This is a genomic window from Nocardia sp. NPDC051833, from assembly GCF_040681225.1.
Lineage (GTDB): Bacteria > Actinomycetota > Actinomycetes > Mycobacteriales > Mycobacteriaceae > Nocardia.
On sequence record NZ_JBFAYK010000002.1, the window covers coordinates 1,349,857 to 1,371,957 of the forward strand.

Consider the following 22,101-nt stretch of genomic DNA (forward strand, 5'->3'; position numbering starts at 1 on the left):
ACCGACAGACAGCGGCCGATCGGGACTCCGGTTCCGGTCGGCCGCCGTCGCTTCGCCCCGCGCCGCTGACACATCATCGATGCGGACCGATTACTATGGAGTTGCCGATCTCGGCAGCGCTTTTCTTCCCCACCCCGAAAGGATCCAGTTGTCACCCGCGTCCAAGGGCGCCACACAGGAGGGTTCCTCTACGGAGCCGGGTGACCAACCCGGCGTCCTCCTTTCCGCAGCGTCCGTTCGATCTCTCGATCTCCCCACGGCATCACCCGGGTGGTGCTGAGGATGTCCATCGTTCTGACCGTGCTCAGCCTGCTCGGCTTCATCGCTCTCACCCTCGGCACCGCGCTCTTCGTCGCCGCCGAGTTCTCCCTCACCGCACTGGAACGCAGCACCGTCGAGGCCGCGGCCCGCGAAGGTGATGTCCGCTCCCGGCTGGTCAAGCAGGCCCACCACACCCTGTCCTTCCAGCTCTCCGGCGCGCAGCTCGGCATCACCATCACCACCCTGATCACCGGCTTCATCGCCGAACCCGTGCTGGCCCGGCTGCTCGATCCGGTGCTGGACGCGGCGGGCCTGAGCCCGAACGCCGCGCACGGCGTCGCCCTGGTGGTGGCGCTGGTCCTGGCGACCTCGCTGTCGATGATCTACGGCGAACTCGTGCCGAAGAACATCGCCATCGCCAAGCCGATGGCCACCGCCCGGCTCACGGCGGGCCCGATGATCTGGTTCTCGGCCATGTTCAAGTGGCTGATCCGGTTCCTCAACGGCGCCGCCAACTGGATCGTGCGCAGGCTGGGCATCGAGCCCGCCGAGGAACTGCGCTCGGCCCGCTCACCGCAGGAGCTGGGTTCGCTGGTGCGCACCTCCGCGCTGCGCGGCGCGATGGACCAGCGCACCGCGCAGGTCATGGATCGTTCGCTGGAATTCGGTGAGCGCAGCGCCGAGGACCTGATGACACCCCGGGTGAAGGTCGAGTCGCTCAACCGCGACGACACCATCGCCGACCTCATCGCCGCCTCCGCCCGCACCGGCTACTCCCGGTTCCCGGTCATCGACGGCGATCTGGACAACGCGCTCGGCGTCGTGCACGTCAAACAGGCGTTCACCCACCCGGCGCATCTGCGCAAGCAGATCCCGTTGAGCAAGCTGGCCGTCGCGGTGCCGATCGTGCCGGCCAGTCTCGACGGTGACGACGTGATGGAACGGGTCCGCGCCGACGGCATGCAGGTCGCGCTGGTCGTCGACGAGTACGGCGGCACCGCGGGCATGGTGACCATGGAGGACCTCATCGAGGAGATCCTGGGCGACGTGCGCGACGAGCACGACGAGGAGGAACGCGATGTCCGCCGGGTCTCCGACGGCTGGGACTGCTCGGGTCTGATGCGCATCGACGAGGTGTCGCGCGCGACCGGATACGAAGCGCCGGAAGGCGAATACGAAACGCTGGGCGGTCTCGTGCTGACCCAGCTCGGCCGGATCCCGGCCACCGGCGACGAGGTGGTGCTGCCCGAATCCCGCGGTTCCGGCGGCGGCTGGATCGCCAGGGTGGAACGGATGGACGGGCGGCGCATCGACCGGGTGCGCTTGATCCCGGTCGACGCGGCGCACCTGGCGGCACGGGAGCACAACCATGGGTGACCTGTTCGGAATCGTGCTCACCGTGGTCCTGCTGGCGGCCAACGCGTTCTTCGTCGCCGCCGAGTTCGCGCTCATCTCCGCACGCCGCGACCGGCTGGAAGCGCTTGTCGCACAAGGCAAGAAGAACGCGAAGACGGTCATCGAGGCGGGTGAGAACCTGTCGATCATGCTGGCCGCGGCCCAGCTCGGCATCACCATCTGTTCGATCCTGCTCGGCCGGGTCGGCGAACCCGCGGTGGCGCATCTGCTCGAGGGCCCCTTCGAGTTGCTCGGCATGCCCGATCAGCTGCTGCACCCGATCTCGTTCACGCTCGCGCTGTCGCTGGTGGTGATCCTGCACATCCTGCTGGGCGAGATGGTGCCGAAGAACATCGCGCTGGCCGGGCCGGAACGCTCGGCCCTGCTGCTGGTACCGATCCACCTGGTGTGGTTGCGGATCGCGCGCCCGCTCATCGCGCTGTACAACTACCTCGCCAACCTCTCGCTGCGCATGCTGCGGGTGGAACCGAAGGACGAGCTCGACGCGACGGTCTCCACGGTGGAGCTGGCCGAGATGATCGGCGAGTCCCGCTCGGAGGGGCTGCTCGACGAGGAGGAGCACCGCAGGCTCACCCAGGCGCTGGGGACCTCGGAGCGGATCGTCGGCGATGTGATGGTGCCGCTGGCGCAGGCGCGCTCGGTGCCGTTGCGCGGTAACGGCACCACCCTCGGCGATATCGAGGCCGCGGTCGGCGAGACCGGGTTCTCGCGGTATCCGGTGCGCGCCACCGACGGGTCGCTGGTCGGCTATCTGCACGTCAAGGACGTGCTGGACAAGGTCGCCGACGACACCGCCGGACCGGAGACGCAGATCCCGCGGACCGATATCCGCCCGCTGCCCACGGTCAGCTCCGGCACCACGCTGTACGAGGCGCTGGCCCGCCTGCGCCGCACCAACAGCCACCTGGGCCGGGTGGTGGACAGCCGGGGCAATACGGTCGGCGTCGTGGCGCTCGAGGATCTGATCGAGGAGTTCGTCGGTACCGTGCGCGACGGTACCCACCGCCTCGCCGAATGAGTTCCGTGACAACGGATCTCGCGCACAAGTAGGCCACTCGGACACGGCTCGACCATTCGGTCGGGCCGTTTTCCGTTCCACCACCGGACCTCGTGCACCCTTGACTAATTGGTAACCCATGAGTTACCAATTAGGAGTGGATGTGTTCGAGGCTCTGGCCGACCCGGTACGCCGCGACCTGCTCGTGCGGCTCGCCGATTCCCCGGCGCGCGTCGTCGACCTCGCCGCGGACCACCCCATCAGCAGGCCCGCGATCAGCAAGCACCTGCGTGCCCTGACCGAGGCGGGCCTGGTCGAGGCCGAGCCACACGGCCGCGAACGTCACTACCGCCTGGCCCCGGCGGGACTCACCCCGCTGTGGACCTACCTGGAGCAGCTGCGCCCGGCCCGCCCGCCGATCCCGGAGCACGCGCTCGACGGCCTGGACCTCGAGGTCCGCCGCACCACCCGCGAGCGCAGGGCCACCCCCGGCGCCGCTACCGACAAGGAGCAGACAGCATGACCATTCCCACCGCGACCGGCCACCGCCGCGACTACGCCGACGGCACCTACTGCGAATGGACGCGCACCTTCCGCGCCCCGATCGAGGACGTCTGGGCGGCCGTCACCGAGCCGGAACGGCTCGCGCGCTGGCTCGGCACCTGGACCGGCGACCCGGCCGACGGCGAGGTGAAGTTCCAGATGCTCTTCGAGGGCGAGATGCCCGCCGAACGCTTCCACATCGACGAGTGCGACGCCCCGCGCCGACTGCGGATCACCACCTCCATGCCCTACGACGGCGAGAACCCCGAACACTGGCAACTGCGCCTCGACCTCACCGAGGACGCGGGCGTCACCACGCTCACCTTCGCCCAGAACGTCCCCGACCCCACCATGGCCGAGGGCGTCGGCCCCGGCTGGGACTACTACCTCGACCGCCTGGTCGCCGCCGAGACTGACCGCGATCCGGCCACCGTCGTTTTCGACGAATACTTCCCGGCCCTGTCCGAGCACTACCGCAAGGAATTCGGCCTCACCGCCTGATCACCGGCTCCCAGGTCACCGGCGACCCCGGCGTCTCCTGTCCGATCGCCGGGCAGGAGGCGGGCCAGCGCCGACGTCGCGATGCGGTAGACGAACACCGCGGGCACGACGACCAGGAGCACCACCCGGAGCCCTACGGCGAGGGCGGCGAGGACCACGAAGCCCGGGCCGAGGCCGTCCGGTGAGCCGAAGCCCTGTCGCGCGGACAGGGCTGTCACCACCCAGCGCAGGGCGAGGTAGGCCACGAGCAGGACGGCCGCGATGCCGAGCAGCCTCAGGTCGGCGCGTCGCCTCATCGGGCCAGCTCCGGTCCGGAGGTCAGGAAGGCGAGCAGCAGGGCGTTGCCGATCACGCCGCCGGTCGCGAAGCGCGAGCGGGTGCCGCTGCGCACCGGCAGACCGAAGAGGTCGGTGGTGCGATAGAGGCGGGTGAACAGGTCGCGGTGGCCGAAGGCCCGGGCCGGAGCGAGGGCGAAACCGGTGGCGGCCACCGAGATGCCGAGGACCAGCGGGCCGCTGTCCATGTCGCCCGAGCCGCTGTAGCCGTCGCCGTATTCGTCGATGGCGCCGAAACCGAGGACGCCGCGTTCCTGGCGGAACAGCCCGCTCGCCAGCTCGGCGGCGAGCGCCCGATCCGCGAAACCGGCGAAGTACGCCGCGAGTCCGGTTCCCGACGCGCGGGGGGCGTCGTGGGCTCGCCCGTCGACGCCCATGCGCTGGATCACCAGTCCGGTGGCTCGGTCGAGCTGGACCGCGCGGACCCGATCGGCCCAGTGCGCGATGACCGCGGCGTGGTCGGCGCCGGTCACCCGGCCGTGGACGGCGATCGCGGCGGCGACGGCGGCCACATCGGTCGGGTAGGCCTCGCCGGGAAAGGTGTCGAGCAGCCCGGTCGGCGAGGCGAGCAGCCGCCGTTCGAGCGCGGCGATCACCGCGTCGTGCTGGACCGCGAGGTCGGCGGGGAACGCCGGATCGACCAGCCGCGCCAGCCCGAGCGCGAGCGCGGGATAGGACAGGTAGGCGTGGCCGTCGGCGCTGTCGAGCTCGGCCAGCCCGTCACGGCCGTACCAGGCCGAGGTGAACTCCGCCCGCATCTGGGGCAGCAGACTCTTGACCGCCGCGCGGGTGATCACCGGGGCGTAGCGCTCCCGCCAGTCGGGATGGGCCAGGCACAGCTGCGCCAGTCCCTGCGCGGTCATCTGGTGGACGAGCAGCCCCCACATGCCCGCGATCCCGTCTCCCCCGCCGGTGGCCCGCCGATGATCGTCGGCGGCCTCGAACGCGACCAGCTCCTCGGCGAGCGCGCGCGCCGGTCCCTGATCACCGCGATACCAGGCGTCGGCGTCGCGACCACACCACCACCGCGGCAGCAGACACCCGACGACCACCGCCATCAGCAGCGCGATCACCACGATGAGCGGACCGCGATACCGCTCCCCTCGGCGCACCCCGCCGCCCGAACTCCCCATATCCCCGAAGGTACCTGCGCGGCAGGGGTTCCCACCGTGGTCTACCGTAGCCGTATCGACCGGACGGGGAGCCGGAGCTCCGGCGAGAAGCGCCGTCGCCGACGTGGGGTTCGGGGTGGATCAGGCACGCCGGGCCGGTGCGGGAGAATAGCCGGGTGAGCGCGCACGACAACCCAGACCGAGCGCTCGACCTGCGGATTGTGCCCGCGGTCGAGTGGCGGGAACGCGCGCGGGCACATCGGGACCGCCTCGACGAGCTGGTCGGGCCCTACCTCGAACGTCGCGCGGCGGGCACCACCCACCCGGTCGTGGATTTCCTCTTCACGTACTACGGCAACAAGCCCGCGCAGTTGCGGCGCTGGCATCCGGGCTTCGGCATCGCGCTGAGAGACGCGCGCGATTACGCGGGGGCCCGGGGCTATCACCAGGTGGACGCCGATACCTATACCGCCGATCCGGCGTACCTGGCGAAACGACGCGACACGATCGTCTTCGTCGACCGGCTGCTCGGCGCCACCGCGCAGCGCCCCACCCACCTGTCGTGCTTCGGACTCCACGAGTGGGCGATGGTCTACCGCACCGACGACGTCCGCCATCAGCAGGTGCCGCTGCGCCTGGGGCACGCGGGCACCGACGAGGTGGTCGAGTCGATGTCGTTGCGGTGCACCCACTTCGACGCGTTCCGCTTCTTCACCCCCGACGCCGTCGGCCGTAACGCCGAACCCCTCACCCGGGCCGACCAGGTGCAGCGGGAACAACCCGGCTGCCTGCACGCCAACATGGACCTCTACAAGTGGAGCTTCAAGCTAGCTCCGCTGATTCCCTCCGATCTCCTGCTGGACTGCTTCGAACTCGCCTGCACCGCACGCGAACTCGATATGCGCGCCAGCCCGTACGATCTGCGCGCGTTCGGCTACGAGCCGGTGCGCATCGAAACACCCAGCGGCCGCGCCGACTACGTGCGGGCGCAGGCCGCGGTGGCCGAGGCGGCCGACCTCCTGCGCACCCGGCTGCGGCGCGCCTGCGCCGAGCTGTCGACCGCGCTGGAGACGCGCACGCCGCACTGATCGTCGGCGCCGCGTGGCCGTCGCGGGCAATGCCGGTGTACTACATTCTTTCTCGGTCGCGGCGTGGCGTGGCGGGGACGGCGATCGAAGGAGTGGGACGTGCCGTTGGCAGCGGGGGCGGTATTCGCCGGATACACCATCGAGCGCATGCTGGGCGCGGGCGGCATGGGCGTCGTGTACCTGGCGCGGCATCCCCGGCTCGACCGCCGGGTCGCGTTGAAGGTACTCAACGACTCGTTCGCCGCCGACCCGCACGCCAGGGCCGCCTTCGACCGCGAGGCCGCGGTGGCGGCGGGCCTCGATCACCCGAACATCGTGGCGGTGCACGACCGCAGCGCCCCGGACGATGCCGCGCTGTGGCTGGCCATCCGCTATGTCGACGGTGGCGACGTCGCCGCGGTGATCGACGCCGCGCCGAGCGGCATCGCCGTCGACCGGGCGGTGCGGCTGCTCACCGACGCCGCCCACGCCCTCGATTTCGCGCACCGCAACGGGGTGCTGCACCGTGACGTCAAACCGGCGAACCTGCTGGTCGAAAACGATCCGCGGCACGGGGAACGCGCCCTGCTCACCGATTTCGGCATCGCCAGGTCGCTCGACGGGACCCAGACCCGATCGGGGGTGTCGGCGACCCTCGCCTATGTCGCACCGGAACGGTTCTCCGCCGAGCCGACCGACCATCGCGCCGACATCTATTCGCTCGGCTGCACCCTCTACGAGCTCCTCACCGGGAAGAAGCCGTTCGACGGCCGAGACGACTACGCGCTCATCGGGGCCCATCTCAACGAGCAGCCCACGCCACCCCGCGACCGTCGCGGCGACCTCCCGGCCGGGTTGGACGCCGTCCTGACCACGGCATTGGCGAAGCGGCCCGCCGATCGATTCCCGACCTGCCTCGCCTTCGCCGACGCGGTGGCGCGGGCGGTGGCTCCGGCGGCGCCGACCGTTGTCCGCGGCGAGGCCCGGCCCACACCGCGGCCACCGGCCCGCACCGCGCGCCGCGGCACCGCGAGCACCGCCCGACCGGTCGCGACCACCCGGACAGCGCCCATCGTCGTCGCCCGGCCACGCCCCGGGCTCAGCGCTCCGGTGAACGCGGTCGCGTTCAGCCCCGACAGCGCCGTGCTCGCCACCACCGCCGACGGGCCGGACGGCGACGGTCACCTCCAGCTCTCCGACGCCCGCACCGGCGCGCCGATCGGTGCGCTGCTGCGCGACACCGACATCCCGATCCAGGCACTGGCTTTCAGCCCGCAGGGCACGTTGCTCGCCGCCGGCGGCGACGGTGTTCAGCTGTGGGATCCGCGCGCCGGGCACGTCGTGCAGCGACCGGTGCTGCACCGCCCCGACCTGGTCACCGCACTCGCGTTCGGACCCGAGGGCACCGTGCTCGCGATCGGAACCTGCCGTGGGCGCGTCGAGCTGTGGAACACCCGGACGGCGAGCCCGATCGGGCCGCCGATCACCGGGCGGATCACCGAGGTGAACTCCGTGGCGTTCGGTCCCGACGCCGCGCTGCTCGCGATCGGGGGCACCTCCCCGGTGTGGAAACGCAGGCCGGTGCAGGTGTGGCGACCGGCGATCGGCGAACCGGACAGCCGGGCCCTACCCGGGCTCCCGTCCAAGGTCACCTCGGTGGCCTTCAGCCCCGACGGAGCGCTGCTCGCCGTCGGCGGCGGCGACGGCACCGTCTGCCTCCTCCACCTCGACCCCTCGGCCCGCGCAATCCAGCAGACCTGGATCCACTCGCACACCGACACGGTGCAATCGGTGGCCTTCAGCCCGGACGGCGCCCTGCTGGCGGTCGGCGGCGACGACGCGCTGGTCCGGCTCTGGGACGTCCGGACGGCGCAGCCGTACCGCGCGCCCCTGCTGTGTCCGGCCGACACGCTCGCGTTCAGCCCCGACGGCACCCTCCTCGCGACCGGTGGCGCCGGGCCTACCCACCTGTGGCAGGTCGGCAACCTGCCGGACTGATCGGGTCAGCGCGCGGCCACGCCGCCCTGCTCGTCGTCCTCAGTGGGCTCGGTGACCAGGGCGAAGTCGCCGTCGTGCTGTTCGGTGCCCTTGTCCACGGCGATCTCGACGAGTTCGATGCCACGGTCGGCGCGGACGATCAGCGGGTCTTCGCGCAGGTCCTTGTAGAGCGAGACGCACATCGCGGCCATCACCACCAGGAACGGCAGCGAGACCACGGTGGTGAGCGCTTGGAGACCGGTGAGCGCGCCCCCGAGGTCGTCGGAATCAGCGATGACCAGCATGATCGCGGCGACGGCGCCGGTCGCGGCGCCCCAGAAGATGACGATCGGGCGGGACGGTTCGATGCTGCCGCGTTCGGACAGGGTGCCCATCACGATCGAGGCCGCGTCGGCGCCGGAGACGAAGAAGATGCCGACCAGGATCATCACGACCACCGTGGTGACCGAGGTGAGCGGGTACTGGTCGAGCAGGTGGAACAGCGCGAAGTCCGAATCGACGGTGCCGTTGGGTTCGGTGAGATCGCCGTGCTCGGCCTGTTCGGCGATGCCGGCGCCGCCGAAGATCGCGAACCACAGCAGGCTGACCGCGCTCGGTACCAGCAGCACGCCGGTGACGAACTGGCGGATGGTGCGGCCGCGGCTGATCCGCGCGATGAACATGCCGACGAACGGGGTCCACGAGATCCACCAGGCCCAGTAGAAGATCGTCCAGCTCGACAGCCACTGCTGCATCGCCTCGTCACCGGCGCCGGTGCGCGACGCCATCGTCGGCAGCATTTCCACGTAGTCGCCGATGGAGGTCGGCACCATGTTCAGGACGAACAGCGTCGGCCCGGCGACGAAGACGAACGCCGCGATCGCCAGCGCCAGCACCATATTGATGTTGGACAGCCACTGGATGCCGCGTTCCACCCCCGAGACCGCCGACAGCACGAACGCGACGGTCAGGCCGGAGATGATGGCGACCAGGCCGACCTTGCCGATGCCGTCGATCCAGCCGTTGAACTCCATGCCCGCACCGATCTGCAGGGCGCCGAGACCGAGCGAGGCCGCCGACCCGAACAGGGTCGCGAAGATCGCCATCATGTCGATGGCGCGCCCGCCGATCCCGTCGGCGTGGCGGCCGAGCAGCGGCCGGAACACCGCGGAGATCAACTGCGAGCGGCCTTTCCGGAAGGTGCCGTAGGCGATGGCCAGGCCCGCCACCGCGTAGATCGCCCACGGGTGCAGCGTCCAGTGGAACAGCGTGGTGGCCATGGCGACCTCGGCGGCCGCCGGAGAACCGGGTTCCGCAGTGTGCGGTGGCGGAGTCACGAAGTGCGACAACGGTTCCGCCACGCCCCAGAACATCAAGCCGATGCCCATGCCCGCGCTGAACATCATCGCGATCCAGGAGACGGTGCGGAATTCGGGCTTCTCGTCGTCGGCGCCGAGCGGGATCCGGCCGTATCGGCTGACCGCCAGCCAGATCACGAAGACGACGAAGGTCGTGGCCACCAGGACGAACAACCAGCCGGTATTGGTGATGACCCATTTCTGCGCGGTGCCCGCCGCCGAGGCCAGGCTCTCGTCGTCGAGCACGCCCCAGGCGACGAAGGCGAGGGCGCCGATCGCGGTGGCACAGAAGACGAACAGATCGATCCGGGACTTCCCCGGCGATCGACCGGCTATCGGGCTCCCATCCGCGTCCGCGTCACCGGACCTGCCTACGACATCGTTCGACATGGAATCCGAGTCCTTTCCGGTCGCGGAAGACGGCCCTGACAGACACGCAGTCGTAACGCAGGCAACCGTACAGCGTTCCTCCGCCCGGATGGGGGACCCGACTCGCCGGTCGAGCGGCCGTTCGGCGAAATCGCCCCCGCGGCGGGGTCGCCCGACTTACCATCCAAAGCAGCGGACTGCTGTCTGAGTCAGTTCGGGTCGCGGGGCATGATCGGGAGGCAAGGATGCGCGCACGGTCGGGACGGTCGGTCCTGCGATTCACGGCGTCGGCCGCGGTCGCGGTGCTGGTGGCGATGGGGGTGCCCGCGGGTTCGGCGGCGGACCCGTTCGCCGATCTCACCGGTGCGGTGCAGGAATTCCTCGATGTCGGACGAACCTCGGTGCCGCGCGCCGACTGTGGGCCGGGCTCGCTGCCCGAAACCGGGATGCAGGGCGACGTGCCCGCCGGTGACCGAGACAGTGGGCGCAGCACGCAGGGGTACCGCTGCAATATGTCGATGGTCGGCAACTATCAGGGGCGCGGCGCGGGCATCACCTCGACCAGTTTCGAGCACTGCGCCTATATGGGCACGTTCTTCCCCGGCAATATGCTCAGCGAGCAGCAGGGCGTGCAGGTGCTCGACGTGTCCGATCCGGCGAATCCGCGGCGTACCGCGACGCTGACCGAACCCGCCATGCTGGCCGGGACCTGGGAGACGTTGAAGGTCAACACCACTCGCAAGTTGCTGGTCGGTACCGGCGTCCCGGTCGGGATCGGCGCGGGCTATCTGTCGGTCTACGACATCTCCGACTGCGCGCACCCGCGACTGCTCAATCCCGGCACCGGCTCGAATCTGCTGATGCCGCTGCCGATCACGACACACGAGGGCGGCTTCTCCCCCGACGGGCGCACCTACTGGGCCTCCGGGATCGCGCCGGGATTCCTGAGCGCGATCGATCTCACCGACCCCGCGCAGCCGCGGGTGGTCTGGCAGGGGCTGACCGGCATCGAGGCGCACGGCCTCGGCGTGAGCCCGGACGGGAACCGGCTCTACATCTCCGCGCTCGGCGGTTTCACCGTGCTCGACGTGAGCGCGGTGCAGCGGCGCGACCCGAATCCGCAGGTGCCGCACCTGGGCCGGACGTTCTGGACCGACGGATGGGCCACCCAGCACAGCGTGCCGGTGACCTACGACGGCGTGCCGCACGTCTTCACCGTCGACGAAGGCGGTTCCGGCGGCGTGAAGCTCATCGACGTGTCCGTCGACGGTGACCCCACCATCAGGGCGAAGATCAAGCTGGAGATCAACCTCCCGCACAACATCGACTCCAATGTCGGGTCGTCCATGGGCGGTTCGGCGTTCTCCTACGAATCGCACTACTGCGCGGCCGATCGGCCCGACGATCCGACCGCCCTCGCGTGCGGGTGGATCTCGTCGGGGATCAGGGTGTTCGACGTGCGCGATCCTGGCGCGATCCGGGAGATCGCGTATTTCAATCCGCCCGCCAGGACCGGCCGCAACCTGGAGGTCTGGAACTCGCCGCACGCGCTGGCCTCGATCGTCGGCGTTCCGGTGATGAGCGCGCCCGCGGCGCTGCGGGCGATGGCCGAGGGGCTGTTCGATCCCGCGCAGGTGCTCACCTCGCGCGCGGGCGATATCGCCTTCGGCGACATGTCGAGCGACTGGTGCTTCTCGCCACCGGAGTGGCGGGGCGATCAGCTCTATGTCGCCTGCTCCGACAACGGGTTCATGGTGTTGCAGCTCGACAACGCGGTGTATTCGCCGCCGGCGGATCAGCAGTCCACGGTGGGGTCGTGAGGACGGGTCGCGTGCTGCGGGTCGCCGCGCTCGGCTCGGCCGCGCTGTTCCTGCTGGTGCTCGGCGCGGCCCTGCGGCCGCTGCTGATCGCCGAGAGCGCCACGCCCGCACCGGTGCTCGACGCGGTCGAGCTGGGTTTCGTCCAGGACATGACCGCCCACCATCAGCAGGCGCTGATCCTGGTCGAACGGCTCGACCCCGCCGCCGATCCGTCCGTGCGCAAGATGGCCGACCAGATCGCCGACGTCCAGCGGGTGGAGATCGGCACCCTGCTCGGCTGGACCCAGCTCGCGGGCGCGGCCCCGACCTCCGCGCGACCGATGGCCTGGATGGCGAATTCCAACGGGCACCACCATGATTCGACGGCGGGGATGCCGGGCATGGCCACCACCGCCGACCTCGACGCCCTGTCCGCCGCGCGCGGCGCCGACGCCGAAACCCTGTTCCTGCAACTGATGTATCGCCACCACTCGGGCGGCGTCACCATGGCCCGCGCCGCCGACGCCCTGCTCACCTCCGGTCCGGTGAAACAGGCCGCCCGCGCCATGGCGCAGTCCCAGAGCCAGGAGATGGGCTACCTCGGGATGCTCCTGGACGCCCGGGGAGTCCGCCCCTGAACCACCCGGCGCCGTCGGCGTCCCGTCGCTACGATGCGCTCGGGCCCGGCCACGGAGCGTCCGGGTCGATGGCGGTCCGTCCGACGGTGATGTGTCCGAATCCGCACGAGCGCGGCCCGGACCGGGTGAGCACAACGTCATCGTGGGGCAACTGCCCAGAAAATCGCAGGCAATGGCTGATGCGGACGATGTGTCGGATTGCCGGTGAATTGTGGGCGGAGGCTGGACGTGGTGGTGAGCGCGCGAGCGGGCGTGGTTGTTCCGGCCGTGGGATGTGGGCTGGCCGAGGTGCGGGCCCGGATCGCCGCGCGCCTGCTGCCGATCGGCGTGCGCGAGCTACCCGTGGCCGACGCGATCGGCGCCACCCTGGCCACCGCGCTGACGACCGGCGGCCCGCTCCCCCGGGTGGACAGCGCGGCGATGGACGGCTACGCCGTCGCGGGCCCTGGGCCGTGGTGGAGCCTCCACCAGCAGGTCAGGTACGCCGGACGCAACTGCTCGGTGGTGCTCGCGCCCGGTGAGGCGGTGCGCATCGCCACCGGCGCCGCCACCCCACTCGGCACCACCGCCACCCTGCGCGACGAACACGTGGTGACGACCACCGTCTCCGGCAAGCCGGTGGTCATGCGCGCGCCCGGCGCCCCCGTCCGTGACGACACCCGCCGCCAGGGCGAGCACTGGGACAGCGGGGTCCAGCTGGCGAGCGCGGGCACGCGGGTCTCGGCCGCGCTGGCCTCCGCGGCGCTGAGTGCCGAAGCCGAGACCGTCACGGTGCGTGGTCCGCTGCGCGCCGACGTGGTGATGACCGGCGACGAGATCCGCGCCGTCGGCCCGCTCGGCGCGAACGAGACCAGGGACTCGCTCGGCCCGGTGCTGCCCCAGTTCCTGCGCTGCTGCGATATCGAGAGCACCGGGCTGTGGCATCTCGCCGACGGCGAAGACCTGCTGCGCTCCTGGCTGACCCTGAAATCCCACGCCGACCTGGTGGTGATGGTCGGGGCGACCGGGCGCGGCGCGGCCGACCACCTGCGCGCCCTGCTGGCCGACCTGGGCGCCCGGATCGTGGTCGAGCGCGCCGCCATCCGGCCGGGCGGTTCGACCCTGGTGGCCCAGCTCCCCGACGGCCGGGTGCTGCTCGGCCTGCCCGGCAACCCGTTCGCCGCGATCGCGGCCCTGCTCGCCATCGGCCCCGCCGTCGTCGACGCCCTCACCCAGCGCACCCCCGGACCCACCATGTGGGGCAGGCTCTCGGACGCGGGCGTGCTCGAGGGCGCCTCGACCCGGCTGGTCCCCATCCAGCAGCAGACCGGGGGCGTGTGGCGCAGTACCGGTCCCGCGCACACCCCCCACCTGGCCGGGCTCATCGGCTGCCAGGCGCTCGCCGTCCTCCCGCCCGGCACCGGCCGGGGCACGCTGGTCGAACTGCTGCCGCTCCCCTACTGATCCCCTAGTGCCAGCGGCCGTACCGGGGAAAGACCGCCCGCGCGGCCTCGTCGGCGACCTCGACGAGAATGCGCGCCAACCGGCTCGTCCCGGGCGCGCGCGCCCCACCGAGCCGGCCCGACAGGGACAGCGCGGCGACCGCGCCGGGCACCCGGCCCCGGATCGGCACCGCCACGCACGCCACCCCGACGACCGACTCCTCGCGATCGACGGCGATCCCCTGATGAGTCCGGACGCGATCGAGTTCCCGATGCAGCTCGGCACGGCTGCTGATCGTGCGCGGTGTCCGCTGCGGCAGCCGCTCCCGGAACGCCAGTTCCACGACGCTCGGTTCCAGCGTCGCGAGCAGCGCCTTCCCGACGGCGGTGCAGTGCGCGGGCATCCGGCCGCCGAGCCGGGTGGGGATGCTGTCGCAGGACCGGCCCGTCGCCTTGTCCAGGTAGAGGACTTCGGGGCCGTCGAGCACGCCGAGGTGGCCGACCATCCCGGTCCGCTGACACACCTCGTGCAGCAGCGGGCTCACCGCGTCCCTGATCTCGTTGTGCTCGACGGCGAGCCCGCCGACCTCGAGCGCCCGCGTCCCGAGCCGGTACCCGCCCGGCGCGTGCGCCAGCCAGCGCAGCCGGACCATCTGATCGATGATGCGGTGCACGCTCGAGCGCGGCAGCCCGGTCCGGTCGGCCACGTCGAGCAGCGTGCGGACCGGATCCGGCCCGTCGAACGCGTCCAGGATCAAGGTCATCCGATCGATCATGGAGGACGGCGGCGGACCGCTCTGCTGCGCGGACCGGGGCTGGACGAGCACGTCGACCGTCATGGGTCACCTCATTTGCCTAGCGATGGTGTCCCCCATCACACTGCCGCCCCGGCGACGCGCGGGAATCGCGGAAACTACGGAGATCCCCCGTCGACTACGGATATTTCCGCGCCCGCCGGGATCCGGTCCCACTCAGTGGTCCGCCGGGGCCGCCCAGCGGGATGGTCCGGCCCTGGTCACCGCGGAGATGCCACCGTCAGAGGGTGTTCCGGCTGACCCAGGCGGCGACCTGGGTGCGCGAGGTGAAGCCGAGTTTGGTGAGGATGTGGTCGACGTGGCTCTCGGCGGTACGGATCGAGATCACCAGCTCCTGCGCGATCCGGCGATTGCCGTAGCCCTTCGCGATCAGGCGCGCGACATCGCGTTCCCGCCGGGTCAGCACGTCCAGCCCGCCGGGCGCGGCCGCCGGGACCGGGGGCGGCGCGGTGTCCATCGCGTAGTCGACGGCGTCGTCGAGACTCAGCGCGGCGCCGGCGTCGAAGCACGCGGCGAACTCCTGTTCCCCCAGCGCGGCGAGGACCTGATCGCGCACCCGTTGCCCGATGAGCTGGGTCATCGCGTGCGCCAGCCGTTGCGAACTCCCCTGGCGGACAGTCGATGCCGCCCCCATCAGGCGGGCGGCGCGCACCGGGTCGCCGTCGGCGGCGGCCGCCCAGGCCAGGCCGTCCACACTGGTGGCGAGCCACGCGCACCGATCGAAGAGCCGGAACAACTCGATCGACCGGCGCAGCGACGTGACGGCGCCGCGCTGGTCACCGTCGCGCCACTGCTGGGTGCCGACCGCCCAGTACGCGAGACCGCCGAGCAGGTGCGAGCCGTGTTCGGTGGTCAGCGCCAGCAGCCGCTCGGCCATGGCACCGGCGAGCGGGTCGTCCAGGGCCAGCGCGCAGACGGCGGCGAACGCCAGGCTCTCCATCTCCACCCGGGGGTGCGCGCACTCGTGCGCGCTCACCGACGCCGCCACCGAGATGTCGAGCGCGTCGCGCAGCTCGCCCGCGCCGAAGGCCAGGACCGCCCCCGCCATCGCGGCCTCGGCCCGCACGTCGGCCGACCCGGATTCGGCCGCGATCTCGGTCCCGGCCCTGGCGAACTCCGCCGCCGTCTCGGTGTCGGACAGCATCGCCGCCATCACCGAGCTCACGGTCAGCGCCCTGGCCCGGTCGACCGTGCGCTCGGTGTCCTTGGCCAGCGCCTCGGACAGCCAGCGATACCCCTCCAGGAGGAAATGACAGTGCTCCCAGAACGGCCACAGCTCGGTCGCGATCTCCAGCGCGCGCCGGGCACCGGCCGGATCGCCGAGTGAGAATTGCAGTGCCGCACGGAGATTCGCGTGCTCCCGGCTGAGGTCGCGGAACCAGTCGACGTCGGTGCCGCTCCAGTAGTCGGTGCGCCCGCGGCACGCGAGCCGGTAGTAGTACTCGCGGTGACCGACCCGGACCGCGTATTCGGCACCCCGGGCCCGCAACCGGTCACCGGCGAACTGCCGCAACGGCTCGAGCATCGAATACCGCCCCGCCCCGTCGACCCCGGGACCGTAGGCCAGCACCGACTTCTCCACCAGCCCGGTCAGCGCGGCCAGCAGCGCGTGTGGCGCGTCGAGCAGGCAGACCGCTTCGGCGGCGTCGAGGTCGAAGCCGCCGGCGAAGACCGACAGCTGCTCCCACAGCAGTTGCTCGTCGGGCGTGCACAGGTCATAGCTCCAGCGAATCGCCGAGGCCAGGGTCTGCTGGCGGTGCGGGGCGGTCCGCAATCCGGTGGTGAGCAGGCCCATCGCGTCGTCGAGCCGGGTGAGGACCTGCTCGGGGGTGAACATCCGCATCCGCAGCGCCGCCAGTTCCAGCGCGAGCGGGATGCCGTCGAGCCGCAGGCAGATGGCGGCGAGGGTCGCCGCGTTGGCCGGGGTCCGCCGGAAGGCCGGGTCCGCCGCGGTCGCGCGGTCGACGAGCAGCCGGGCCGCGGGACTGTCGAGGTCGCCGGAGGCGGGATCGGGCACCGACAGCGGCGCGACCGGCAGGACCTGCTCGCCCGGCACACCGAGCGGCTCACGGCTGGTGGCGAGGATGCGCAGTCCGGTCGTCGCGGGAATGATCCGGTCCGCGAGCGCCGCGCACGCGCCGATCACGTGCTCGCAGTTGTCGAGGATCAGCAGCAGGTCCCGGTCGGCCAGGAAATCGGTGAGGACGGCCAGCGGCGCGCTGGTGTCGTCACGCAGGCCGAGCTCCCGTGCCACGGTCGAGGCGACCAGGTTCTGATCGCTGACGTGGGCCAGTTCGACCAGCCACACCCCGTCGGGGAAGGCACGCTGCACGGTCTCGCCGACCCGCCTGCTCAGCCGGGTCTTGCCGACCCCACCCACCCCGGTCAGCGTGAGCAATCGGGTACCGGCGAGCAACTGCTTGGCCGCCGCGACATCGTCATCGCGGCCGACGAAGCTGGTCACTTCCGCCGGGAGGTTCCCGGACACACGCCTGCCCACGCCCGCTACTTTCGCACGCGCGCCGAGCCCGGTGGCGGCTTTCGGCACACTCGCGGACAGGCGGTCCCCGACCTCAGCTGTGCTGCGGCGGCTGCCAGGGGCGACCGTACGGATCGTCCGGGCGCGGCGCGGGCGGCTGCTGCGGGGGTACGTTCGGCGGCGGGGTCGGCAGCGACGGGGGTTCTACCGGCGCAACGGTTTTCGGCCGCGGCGGCTCGAAACCCTCGACGGGGGTGCGGGCCGTGGCCTCCGCGGCGCGCACGGCCTGCTCGATCTTCGGGTCCGAGGCCGTCTCGAACCAGTCGGCGACATCGGAGTCGTCCTCGATCTTGACCGGCGGGTGTTCCTCGGTGGACGGCTCGTAGCGGAACACCCCGTCCTCGCCCTTGGTGGCGAAGTTCTGGGCAAAGCCCTCGAGCGCCTTGCCGAAATCGCTGGGCACCAGCCACACCTTGTTGGCGTCGCCGCGCGCCACCATCGGCAGCGTCTGCATGTACTGGTAGGCCAGCAGCTCCGGCGTCGGCTTGCCGTTCTTGATGGCCGCGAACACCTTCTCGATGGCCTTGGCCTGACCCTGCGCCTGCAGGTACGAGGCGGCCCGTTCACCCTGCGCGCGCAGGATGCGGCTCTGCCGCTCACCCTCGGCCGACAGGATCGCCGACTGCTTGCCGCCCTCGGCGGCCAGGATCTGGGCCTGCTTGGCGCCCTCGGCCGTCTTGATCTGCGATTCGCGGGTGCCCTCCGCGGTGAGGATCATCGCCCGCTTCTCGCGGTCGGCCTTCATCTGCTTCTCCATCGATTCCTGGATCGACGGCGGCGGATCGATGGACTTGAGCTCGACCCGGGCCACGCGCAGGCCCCAGCGGCCGGTCGCCTCGTCGAGGACGCCGCGCAGCTGGTTGTTGATCTGGTCGCGGGAGGTCAGCGTCTCCTCCAACGTCATGCCGCCGACCACGTTGCGCAGCGTGGTGACGGTGAGCTGCTCGACCGCGGCGATGTAGTTGCTGATCTCGTAGACGGCCGCCTGCGGGCTGGTGACCTGGAAATACACCACCGAGTCGATCTGCAGGGTGAGGTTGTCCTGGGTGATCACCGGCTGCGGCGGGAAGGACACGACCCGCTCCCGCAGGTCCACCTTGGCGCGGACGCGGTCGGCGAACGGGACGAGGAAGGTGAGCTGACCGGACACGGTGCGCGAATAGCGCCCGAGCCGTTCGATCACCGCCGCCTCGGCCTGCGGGACGAGAGCGATCGATTTGAAGACCACCACCACGACCAGCAGGACGAGGACAGCGGCCACGATCAAGGCAACCATTACTAGGGACCCTTCCAGACGACGGCGGTCGCGCCGTCGATCTTCATCACGTAGACGGTCACGCCGGCGTCGTACACTTCACTCGGGTCCAGCGGCCGCGCGGTCCAGACCTCACCGCCGAGCTTCACCTGACCCGAATGCGCCGCGACCTGTTCGAGGACGAGCGCCGACTTTCCCGGCAGCGCATCGACATTCGTCGGAATCGGGGGCGGGGAACCGAACTTGCGCCGCAGCACCGGGCGCACCCCGAGGAACAGCACGCCCGCGACCGCGCCGAACACCAGCGCGTCGCCCCACAGGGGTAGGTCGGCCGCGGCGCTGACGCCGGCGGTACCCAGCGCGGCGACACCGAGCATGAGCAGCGTGAGATCCCCGGTGAGCATTTCCGCCGCCGCGAGGACGATGCCCGCGATCAGCCAGACTATTGCGGCCACCATCCCAGACTAGCCGCGATCACGGCTTTCCGGGCGGGCTCGCCGACCCTGGGGGCGATCATGGCGTTCAACCGCTTTCGCGCGCCGCTGCCGCCGTCACAGGGCCCGCGCCTCTAAGCTCGGCCTGGTGAGTGGGCGTGACATGTACGGCGGCGATATCTATTCCGGGCACCAGCGAACCAGGAAGACCCCGGTGCCGAAGGTGAGCGCCGACCGCGATCTGGTCGTGGAGGACGCGGCGAGCGGATTCTGCGGCGCGGTAGTCGGTTTCGACCGCAGCTACGACGGCGACTTCGTGAAACTCGAGGACGGGCGCGGCGCGGTCCGGCTGTTCGCGCTGCGCGAGGCGGCGTTCCTGATCGACGGCAAACCGGTCACCCTGGTGCGGCCCACCGCGACCGCGCCCCAGCAGCCGACCCGGTCGGCCTCCGGGTCGACGCGGGTCGAGGGACTGCGCGCCCGGGTGGCTCGGACCAGCCGGATCTGGGTGGAGGGCGTGCACGACGCGGCCCTCGTCGAGCGTGTGTGGGGCCACGATCTGCGGGTGGAGGGCGTCGTCGTCGAGCATCTGGAGGGCCTCGACAATCTCGGCGCGAAACTGACCGAGTTCGCGCCCGGCCCCGGCGCCCGGGTGGGCGTGCTCGTCGACCACCTCGTGACCGGGTCCAAGGAGACCCAGCTGACCACCGGGCTCGGCCCGCATGTGCTGGTGACCGGGCACCCGTTCATCGATGTGTGGCAGGCGGTGCGGCCCGCCGCGGTCGGGATCGGGGCCTGGCCGACAGTGCCGCGCGGCGAGGACTGGAAGACCGGGATCTGCGCGCGGCTGGGCTGGGGAACACCGCAGGAGGGCTGGCGCCGCGTCTACAACGCGGTCGACTCGTTCCGCGATCTGGAGGCGCCGCTGATCGGCGCTGTCGAACGGCTCATCGACTTCGTCACCGAGCCCGAGTAAGTCCACCCGCAGGTCAGACAGGCCCTCAGTGCCCGCACACGATTCCGAGCAAACCTTTATGCTCGATGATTATGTGCTCTCCCAGTGCCACGCTGACGCTGTGGGCCGGCTCCTGGCTGGCCGGTACCAGCGCGCCCGACGACCTCCTGGAGGCACTGCACGCCTGGGCGGCGCGGCACACGCTGGCCGCGGGCGACCCGGTCACCGGCGGGCGCACGGATCTGCCGTGGACCTCGCGTGGCGAGGCCGCCGGCACCGGAGTCATGCCGCTGCTCAAGGTGATCCGCGAAGCGATGGCGCCCGAGGGCGCGCAGCTGCGCCTGGTGCTGCCCGCCCCCGGTGACGTGCGCGGCCTGCCGGTCGGCACCGCCTTCGCCGCCGACGCGATCGACGCCGAGGAGGGCCTGCTGCTCGGGGTGCCCGGCGAGCAGGGCACCGGCCTGATCCCGCAGTGGGACGACGACGAGACGCTCCAGTGGACCGTGTACAGCGTCGACGTCCCGCACGTCAGCGGGCCCGACATGTCGCTGGGGGAAGCCGAATACACGATGCGCGAGGCCGTCCGCGACGCCGCCGACGCGCTGATGCAGCTACACACCACCGCTGTCGGCACCGGCGACGCCGACCCGCGCGAACAGATCGAAGCGCAGCTGGCGGCGTACTCCCGGCACGCCTACCCCGACTCGATCCCGTTGCGCGCCAAGCGCATTCTCGACACCGCCGACCATGTGGCGGCGATCCTCACCGTCGCCCAGCACGAACCAGCCTCCGCGCCGACCTCGGCCAGCGCGATCGGCGCGCACGAGTCGCTGCTGCGGCCGCTGTGGAACACGATCAGGGAGGCCCGGCTGGTGGCGGTGCACGCCGCCGCCGGTCCCCCGCGCTAGCCGCCGGTCAGCGCCGGTAGGGCTGCTGGTACTGCGGCTGGCCCTGGTAGGGCGCGTACTGCTGCGGATACGGCATCGGCTGCTGGGCCGGATACGGCTGCGGGTACTGCGCCTGCGGGTACTGCGGTGGATACGGCTGCGGGTATCCGTGCGGCTGCTGGTACTGCTGCTGCGGATACGGCTGGGGCGGGTACGGCTGCTGGTACTGCTGAGGCGGCAGTTGCTGCGGCGCACCGGTATTCGAGCCGCTGCTGAGCTTGCGGATCACCACGATCGCGACGATCACCACGACGATGATCAGGATCGTGATCCACAACCAATCGGGCAGGCCGATGCCGACGCTGGTTCCCCCGCCGCCGCGGCGGGCCAGCACCGCGACCGGCGCGGACGCGAGCGTTGGTGCGGTCGCCGGCATTGCGGCATGAATCATCGGGCCTCCCCGTCTCGAACACCACCTTCCCTCGAAGGTCTGCGCGCAGATGCTAGCGCAGCGGCAGGCCGAAGTGGCAAGCGCCGGTTCGGAATCCGCGCACCCCGTGCTCAGCGGCAATCGTGGGCGGGCGGGACGGCTCCGGGCGGGAAGAAATCGATCCGGTTGGCATCCGATCGCGGCAGCAGGAAGGCCACCCCGCCGTCCCGATTCCACGACTCCGGCAGCAGCAGGTACTGGTTCCCCGACTGCAGAACGAGTTTGAGACCGTCGTAGCGGAAGGGATAGGCGGCGTCGGACGCCGGGCACGTGAGTTCGGTGACGCCGGGCGCCGCCAGGCCGAGACGTTTGTCCGCGTACACCGAGACACTCGGCTGATCCGCGAACTGCTCGACCTGCTCGATCGCCCGGCCGGTACCGACCGCCGCCGAATAGTCGGCGACCGCCCAGAACAAGCCGACCCCCACCAGTACAAACACCGCGCCCCACTCCCCCGCCGTGAGCACATCGGCGGCCGGTTCACCACCACCCTGATCATTGCGCCGCACCCGCACCGCGGCGACGACCAGCACGACACCGCCGACCAGGCACAGCCCCGGCGCGCCGACGATCGACCGCAACGGCGACGAGACGACGATGCTGACCAGGCCAGCGACGACCAGCACACTCCCGACGACCAGGGTCGCGAGCACCAGCAGCCGACGCTGCGCCGCGCTCATCCGCGGCACCACGAACTCCCCGAACACCCTGCGGCCCAGCAGATACACCAGGAACAGGCACGCCCCGGCCGCGAGCGGAATGAACAGCGAATCCTGACTGCGCATCAGATAGTCCTGCGTCGTCAGCCCGATCGTCGTCGAGTTCACCCCGAAGTAGTCGAAGAACCAGTAGGCGTGCGACCACCCGAAGAAGAACAGCAGCGCGGTCACCAGCGTGGTCGGCGCGGCGAAGTTGCGGATCATGGGCCCGAG

At 71.0% G+C, this 22,101-nt stretch carries 20 protein-coding genes; 11 read left to right on the top strand and 9 right to left on the bottom strand.

Features of this window, described 5'->3' with window-relative positions:
- The first annotated feature begins 282 nt into the window (after positions 1-282).
- The 4 genes from AB0L91_RS24375 (at position 283) to AB0L91_RS24390 (ending at position 3,718) form a co-directional block, all read left to right on the top strand.
- Positions 283-1,638 carry a hemolysin family protein gene (locus AB0L91_RS24375; protein ID WP_357345251.1) on the top strand — a complete coding sequence of 452 codons (1,356 nt, stop codon included), beginning with the start codon at positions 283-285 and terminating at the stop codon, positions 1,636-1,638.
- Positions 1,631-2,695: a hemolysin family protein gene (locus tag AB0L91_RS24380; RefSeq protein WP_355275890.1), complete on the top strand. Its 1,065-nt coding sequence runs from the start codon at positions 1,631-1,633 to the stop codon at positions 2,693-2,695. The genes AB0L91_RS24375 and AB0L91_RS24380 overlap by 8 nt, the downstream gene beginning before the upstream one ends.
- 136 nt (positions 2,696-2,831) lie before the next feature.
- Positions 2,832-3,197 (top strand): metalloregulator ArsR/SmtB family transcription factor, encoded by a 366-nt coding sequence (locus AB0L91_RS24385; RefSeq protein ID WP_357345249.1) that lies wholly within the window; start codon positions 2,832-2,834, stop codon positions 3,195-3,197.
- The gene (locus tag AB0L91_RS24390) at positions 3,194-3,718 is read left to right on the top strand and encodes an SRPBCC family protein (RefSeq protein WP_365013540.1); all 525 of its coding nucleotides are present in this window, start codon (positions 3,194-3,196) and stop codon (positions 3,716-3,718) included. Before AB0L91_RS24385 ends, AB0L91_RS24390 begins: the two co-directional genes overlap by 4 nt.
- On the opposite strand, the gene AB0L91_RS24395 is transcribed toward AB0L91_RS24390, so the two are convergent.
- The gene (locus AB0L91_RS24395) at positions 3,688-4,014 is read right to left on the bottom strand and encodes a hypothetical protein (protein ID WP_365013543.1); all 327 of its coding nucleotides are present in this window, start codon (positions 4,012-4,014) and stop codon (positions 3,688-3,690) included. The two genes, AB0L91_RS24390 and AB0L91_RS24395, sit on opposite strands and share 31 nt — an antisense overlap.
- On the bottom strand, positions 4,011-5,186 hold the full coding sequence (locus AB0L91_RS24400; protein ID WP_365013546.1) for a hypothetical protein: 1,176 nt from the start codon (positions 5,184-5,186) through the stop codon (positions 4,011-4,013). Before AB0L91_RS24400 ends, AB0L91_RS24395 begins: the two co-directional genes overlap by 4 nt.
- A gap of 191 nt (positions 5,187-5,377) precedes the next feature.
- Here AB0L91_RS24400 and AB0L91_RS24405 point away from each other — a divergent pair, with 191 nt between their 5' ends.
- Positions 5,378-6,253, top strand: a complete 876-nt coding sequence (locus AB0L91_RS24405) for a 3-methyladenine DNA glycosylase (RefSeq protein WP_365013716.1) — start codon at positions 5,378-5,380, stop codon at positions 6,251-6,253.
- 99 nt (positions 6,254-6,352) lie between these two features.
- On the top strand, positions 6,353-8,230 hold the full coding sequence (locus AB0L91_RS24410) for a serine/threonine-protein kinase (protein WP_365013547.1): 1,878 nt from the start codon (positions 6,353-6,355) through the stop codon (positions 8,228-8,230).
- A gap of 5 nt (positions 8,231-8,235) precedes the next feature.
- On the opposite strand, the gene AB0L91_RS24415 is transcribed toward AB0L91_RS24410, so the two are convergent.
- Positions 8,236-9,957 carry a BCCT family transporter gene (locus tag AB0L91_RS24415; RefSeq protein WP_357345239.1) on the bottom strand — a complete coding sequence of 574 codons (1,722 nt, stop codon included), beginning with the start codon at positions 9,955-9,957 and terminating at the stop codon, positions 8,236-8,238.
- Between the two features lie 224 nt (positions 9,958-10,181).
- Between AB0L91_RS24415 and AB0L91_RS24420 the strand changes: the two genes are divergently transcribed.
- The 3 genes from AB0L91_RS24420 to AB0L91_RS24430 all read left to right on the top strand — a co-directional run bounded on the left by AB0L91_RS24420 (position 10,182) and on the right by AB0L91_RS24430 (position 13,816).
- The gene (locus AB0L91_RS24420; protein ID WP_365013550.1) at positions 10,182-11,756 is read left to right on the top strand and encodes a hypothetical protein; all 1,575 of its coding nucleotides are present in this window, start codon (positions 10,182-10,184) and stop codon (positions 11,754-11,756) included.
- Positions 11,753-12,373: a DUF305 domain-containing protein gene (locus tag AB0L91_RS24425; protein ID WP_365013553.1), complete on the top strand. Its 621-nt coding sequence runs from the start codon at positions 11,753-11,755 to the stop codon at positions 12,371-12,373. The genes AB0L91_RS24420 and AB0L91_RS24425 overlap by 4 nt, the downstream gene beginning before the upstream one ends.
- A 234-nt stretch (positions 12,374-12,607) precedes the next feature.
- Entirely contained in the window at positions 12,608-13,816 is a 1,209-nt protein-coding gene (locus tag AB0L91_RS24430; RefSeq protein ID WP_365013555.1) for a molybdopterin-binding protein, read from the top strand.
- Between the two features lie 4 nt (positions 13,817-13,820).
- Here AB0L91_RS24430 and AB0L91_RS24435 read toward each other — a convergent pair whose 3' ends face one another.
- From AB0L91_RS24435 to AB0L91_RS24450, 4 genes are all read right to left on the bottom strand, one after another.
- Positions 13,821-14,633, bottom strand: coding sequence for an IclR family transcriptional regulator (locus AB0L91_RS24435; protein ID WP_365013558.1), 813 nt, complete (start codon positions 14,631-14,633; stop codon positions 13,821-13,823).
- A gap of 196 nt (positions 14,634-14,829) precedes the next feature.
- A complete protein-coding gene (locus AB0L91_RS24440; protein WP_357345231.1) occupies positions 14,830-17,109 on the bottom strand; it encodes a LuxR C-terminal-related transcriptional regulator in 2,280 nt (759 codons plus the stop codon).
- A 73-nt stretch (positions 17,110-17,182) separates the two neighbouring features.
- The gene (locus AB0L91_RS24445) at positions 17,183-18,424 is read right to left on the bottom strand and encodes an SPFH domain-containing protein (RefSeq protein WP_365013562.1); all 1,242 of its coding nucleotides are present in this window, start codon (positions 18,422-18,424) and stop codon (positions 17,183-17,185) included.
- 2 nt (positions 18,425-18,426) lie between these two features.
- Complete coding sequence (locus AB0L91_RS24450; protein ID WP_355275945.1) at positions 18,427-18,858, bottom strand: NfeD family protein; 432 nt, start codon at positions 18,856-18,858, stop codon at positions 18,427-18,429.
- Positions 18,859-19,000: 142 nt separating this feature from the next.
- On the opposite strand from AB0L91_RS24450, the gene AB0L91_RS24455 reads away from it, so the two are divergent.
- On the top strand, positions 19,001-19,813 hold the full coding sequence (locus AB0L91_RS24455; protein WP_365013719.1) for a DUF3097 domain-containing protein: 813 nt from the start codon (positions 19,001-19,003) through the stop codon (positions 19,811-19,813).
- Between the two features lie 71 nt (positions 19,814-19,884).
- On the top strand, positions 19,885-20,700 hold the full coding sequence (locus AB0L91_RS24460) for a hypothetical protein (protein ID WP_355275947.1): 816 nt from the start codon (positions 19,885-19,887) through the stop codon (positions 20,698-20,700).
- 7 nt (positions 20,701-20,707) lie between these two features.
- On the opposite strand, the gene AB0L91_RS24465 is transcribed toward AB0L91_RS24460, so the two are convergent.
- Both AB0L91_RS24465 and AB0L91_RS24470 read right to left on the bottom strand, forming a co-directional pair.
- Positions 20,708-21,130 carry a hypothetical protein gene (locus AB0L91_RS24465; RefSeq protein WP_365013566.1) on the bottom strand — a complete coding sequence of 141 codons (423 nt, stop codon included), beginning with the start codon at positions 21,128-21,130 and terminating at the stop codon, positions 20,708-20,710.
- A gap of 110 nt (positions 21,131-21,240) precedes the next feature.
- A complete protein-coding gene (locus AB0L91_RS24470) occupies positions 21,241-22,092 on the bottom strand; it encodes a hypothetical protein (RefSeq protein ID WP_365013569.1) in 852 nt (283 codons plus the stop codon).
- Between the last annotated feature and the right edge of the window lie 9 nt (positions 22,093-22,101).

Coding starts and splice junctions, on each gene's coding strand:
- AB0L91_RS24455 (WP_365013719.1), top strand. CDS start 19,001: ATGTACGGCGGCGATATCTATTCCGGGCACCAGCGAACCAGGAAGACC.
- AB0L91_RS24380 (WP_355275890.1), top strand. CDS start 1,631: ATGGGTGACCTGTTCGGAATCGTGCTCACCGTGGTCCTGCTGGCGGCC.
- AB0L91_RS24375 (WP_357345251.1), top strand. CDS start 283: ATGTCCATCGTTCTGACCGTGCTCAGCCTGCTCGGCTTCATCGCTCTC.
- AB0L91_RS24445 (WP_365013562.1), bottom strand. CDS start 18,424: ATGGTTGCCTTGATCGTGGCCGCTGTCCTCGTCCTGCTGGTCGTGGTG.
- AB0L91_RS24390 (WP_365013540.1), top strand. CDS start 3,194: ATGACCATTCCCACCGCGACCGGCCACCGCCGCGACTACGCCGACGGC.
- AB0L91_RS24470 (WP_365013569.1), bottom strand. CDS start 22,092: ATGATCCGCAACTTCGCCGCGCCGACCACGCTGGTGACCGCGCTGCTG.
- AB0L91_RS24395 (WP_365013543.1), bottom strand. CDS start 4,014: ATGAGGCGACGCGCCGACCTGAGGCTGCTCGGCATCGCGGCCGTCCTG.
- AB0L91_RS24420 (WP_365013550.1), top strand. CDS start 10,182: ATGCGCGCACGGTCGGGACGGTCGGTCCTGCGATTCACGGCGTCGGCC.
- AB0L91_RS24435 (WP_365013558.1), bottom strand. CDS start 14,633: ATGACGGTCGACGTGCTCGTCCAGCCCCGGTCCGCGCAGCAGAGCGGT.
- AB0L91_RS24400 (WP_365013546.1), bottom strand. CDS start 5,186: ATGGGGAGTTCGGGCGGCGGGGTGCGCCGAGGGGAGCGGTATCGCGGT.
- AB0L91_RS24460 (WP_355275947.1), top strand. CDS start 19,885: ATGTGCTCTCCCAGTGCCACGCTGACGCTGTGGGCCGGCTCCTGGCTG.
- AB0L91_RS24465 (WP_365013566.1), bottom strand. CDS start 21,130: ATGATTCATGCCGCAATGCCGGCGACCGCACCAACGCTCGCGTCCGCG.
- AB0L91_RS24415 (WP_357345239.1), bottom strand. CDS start 9,957: ATGTCGAACGATGTCGTAGGCAGGTCCGGTGACGCGGACGCGGATGGG.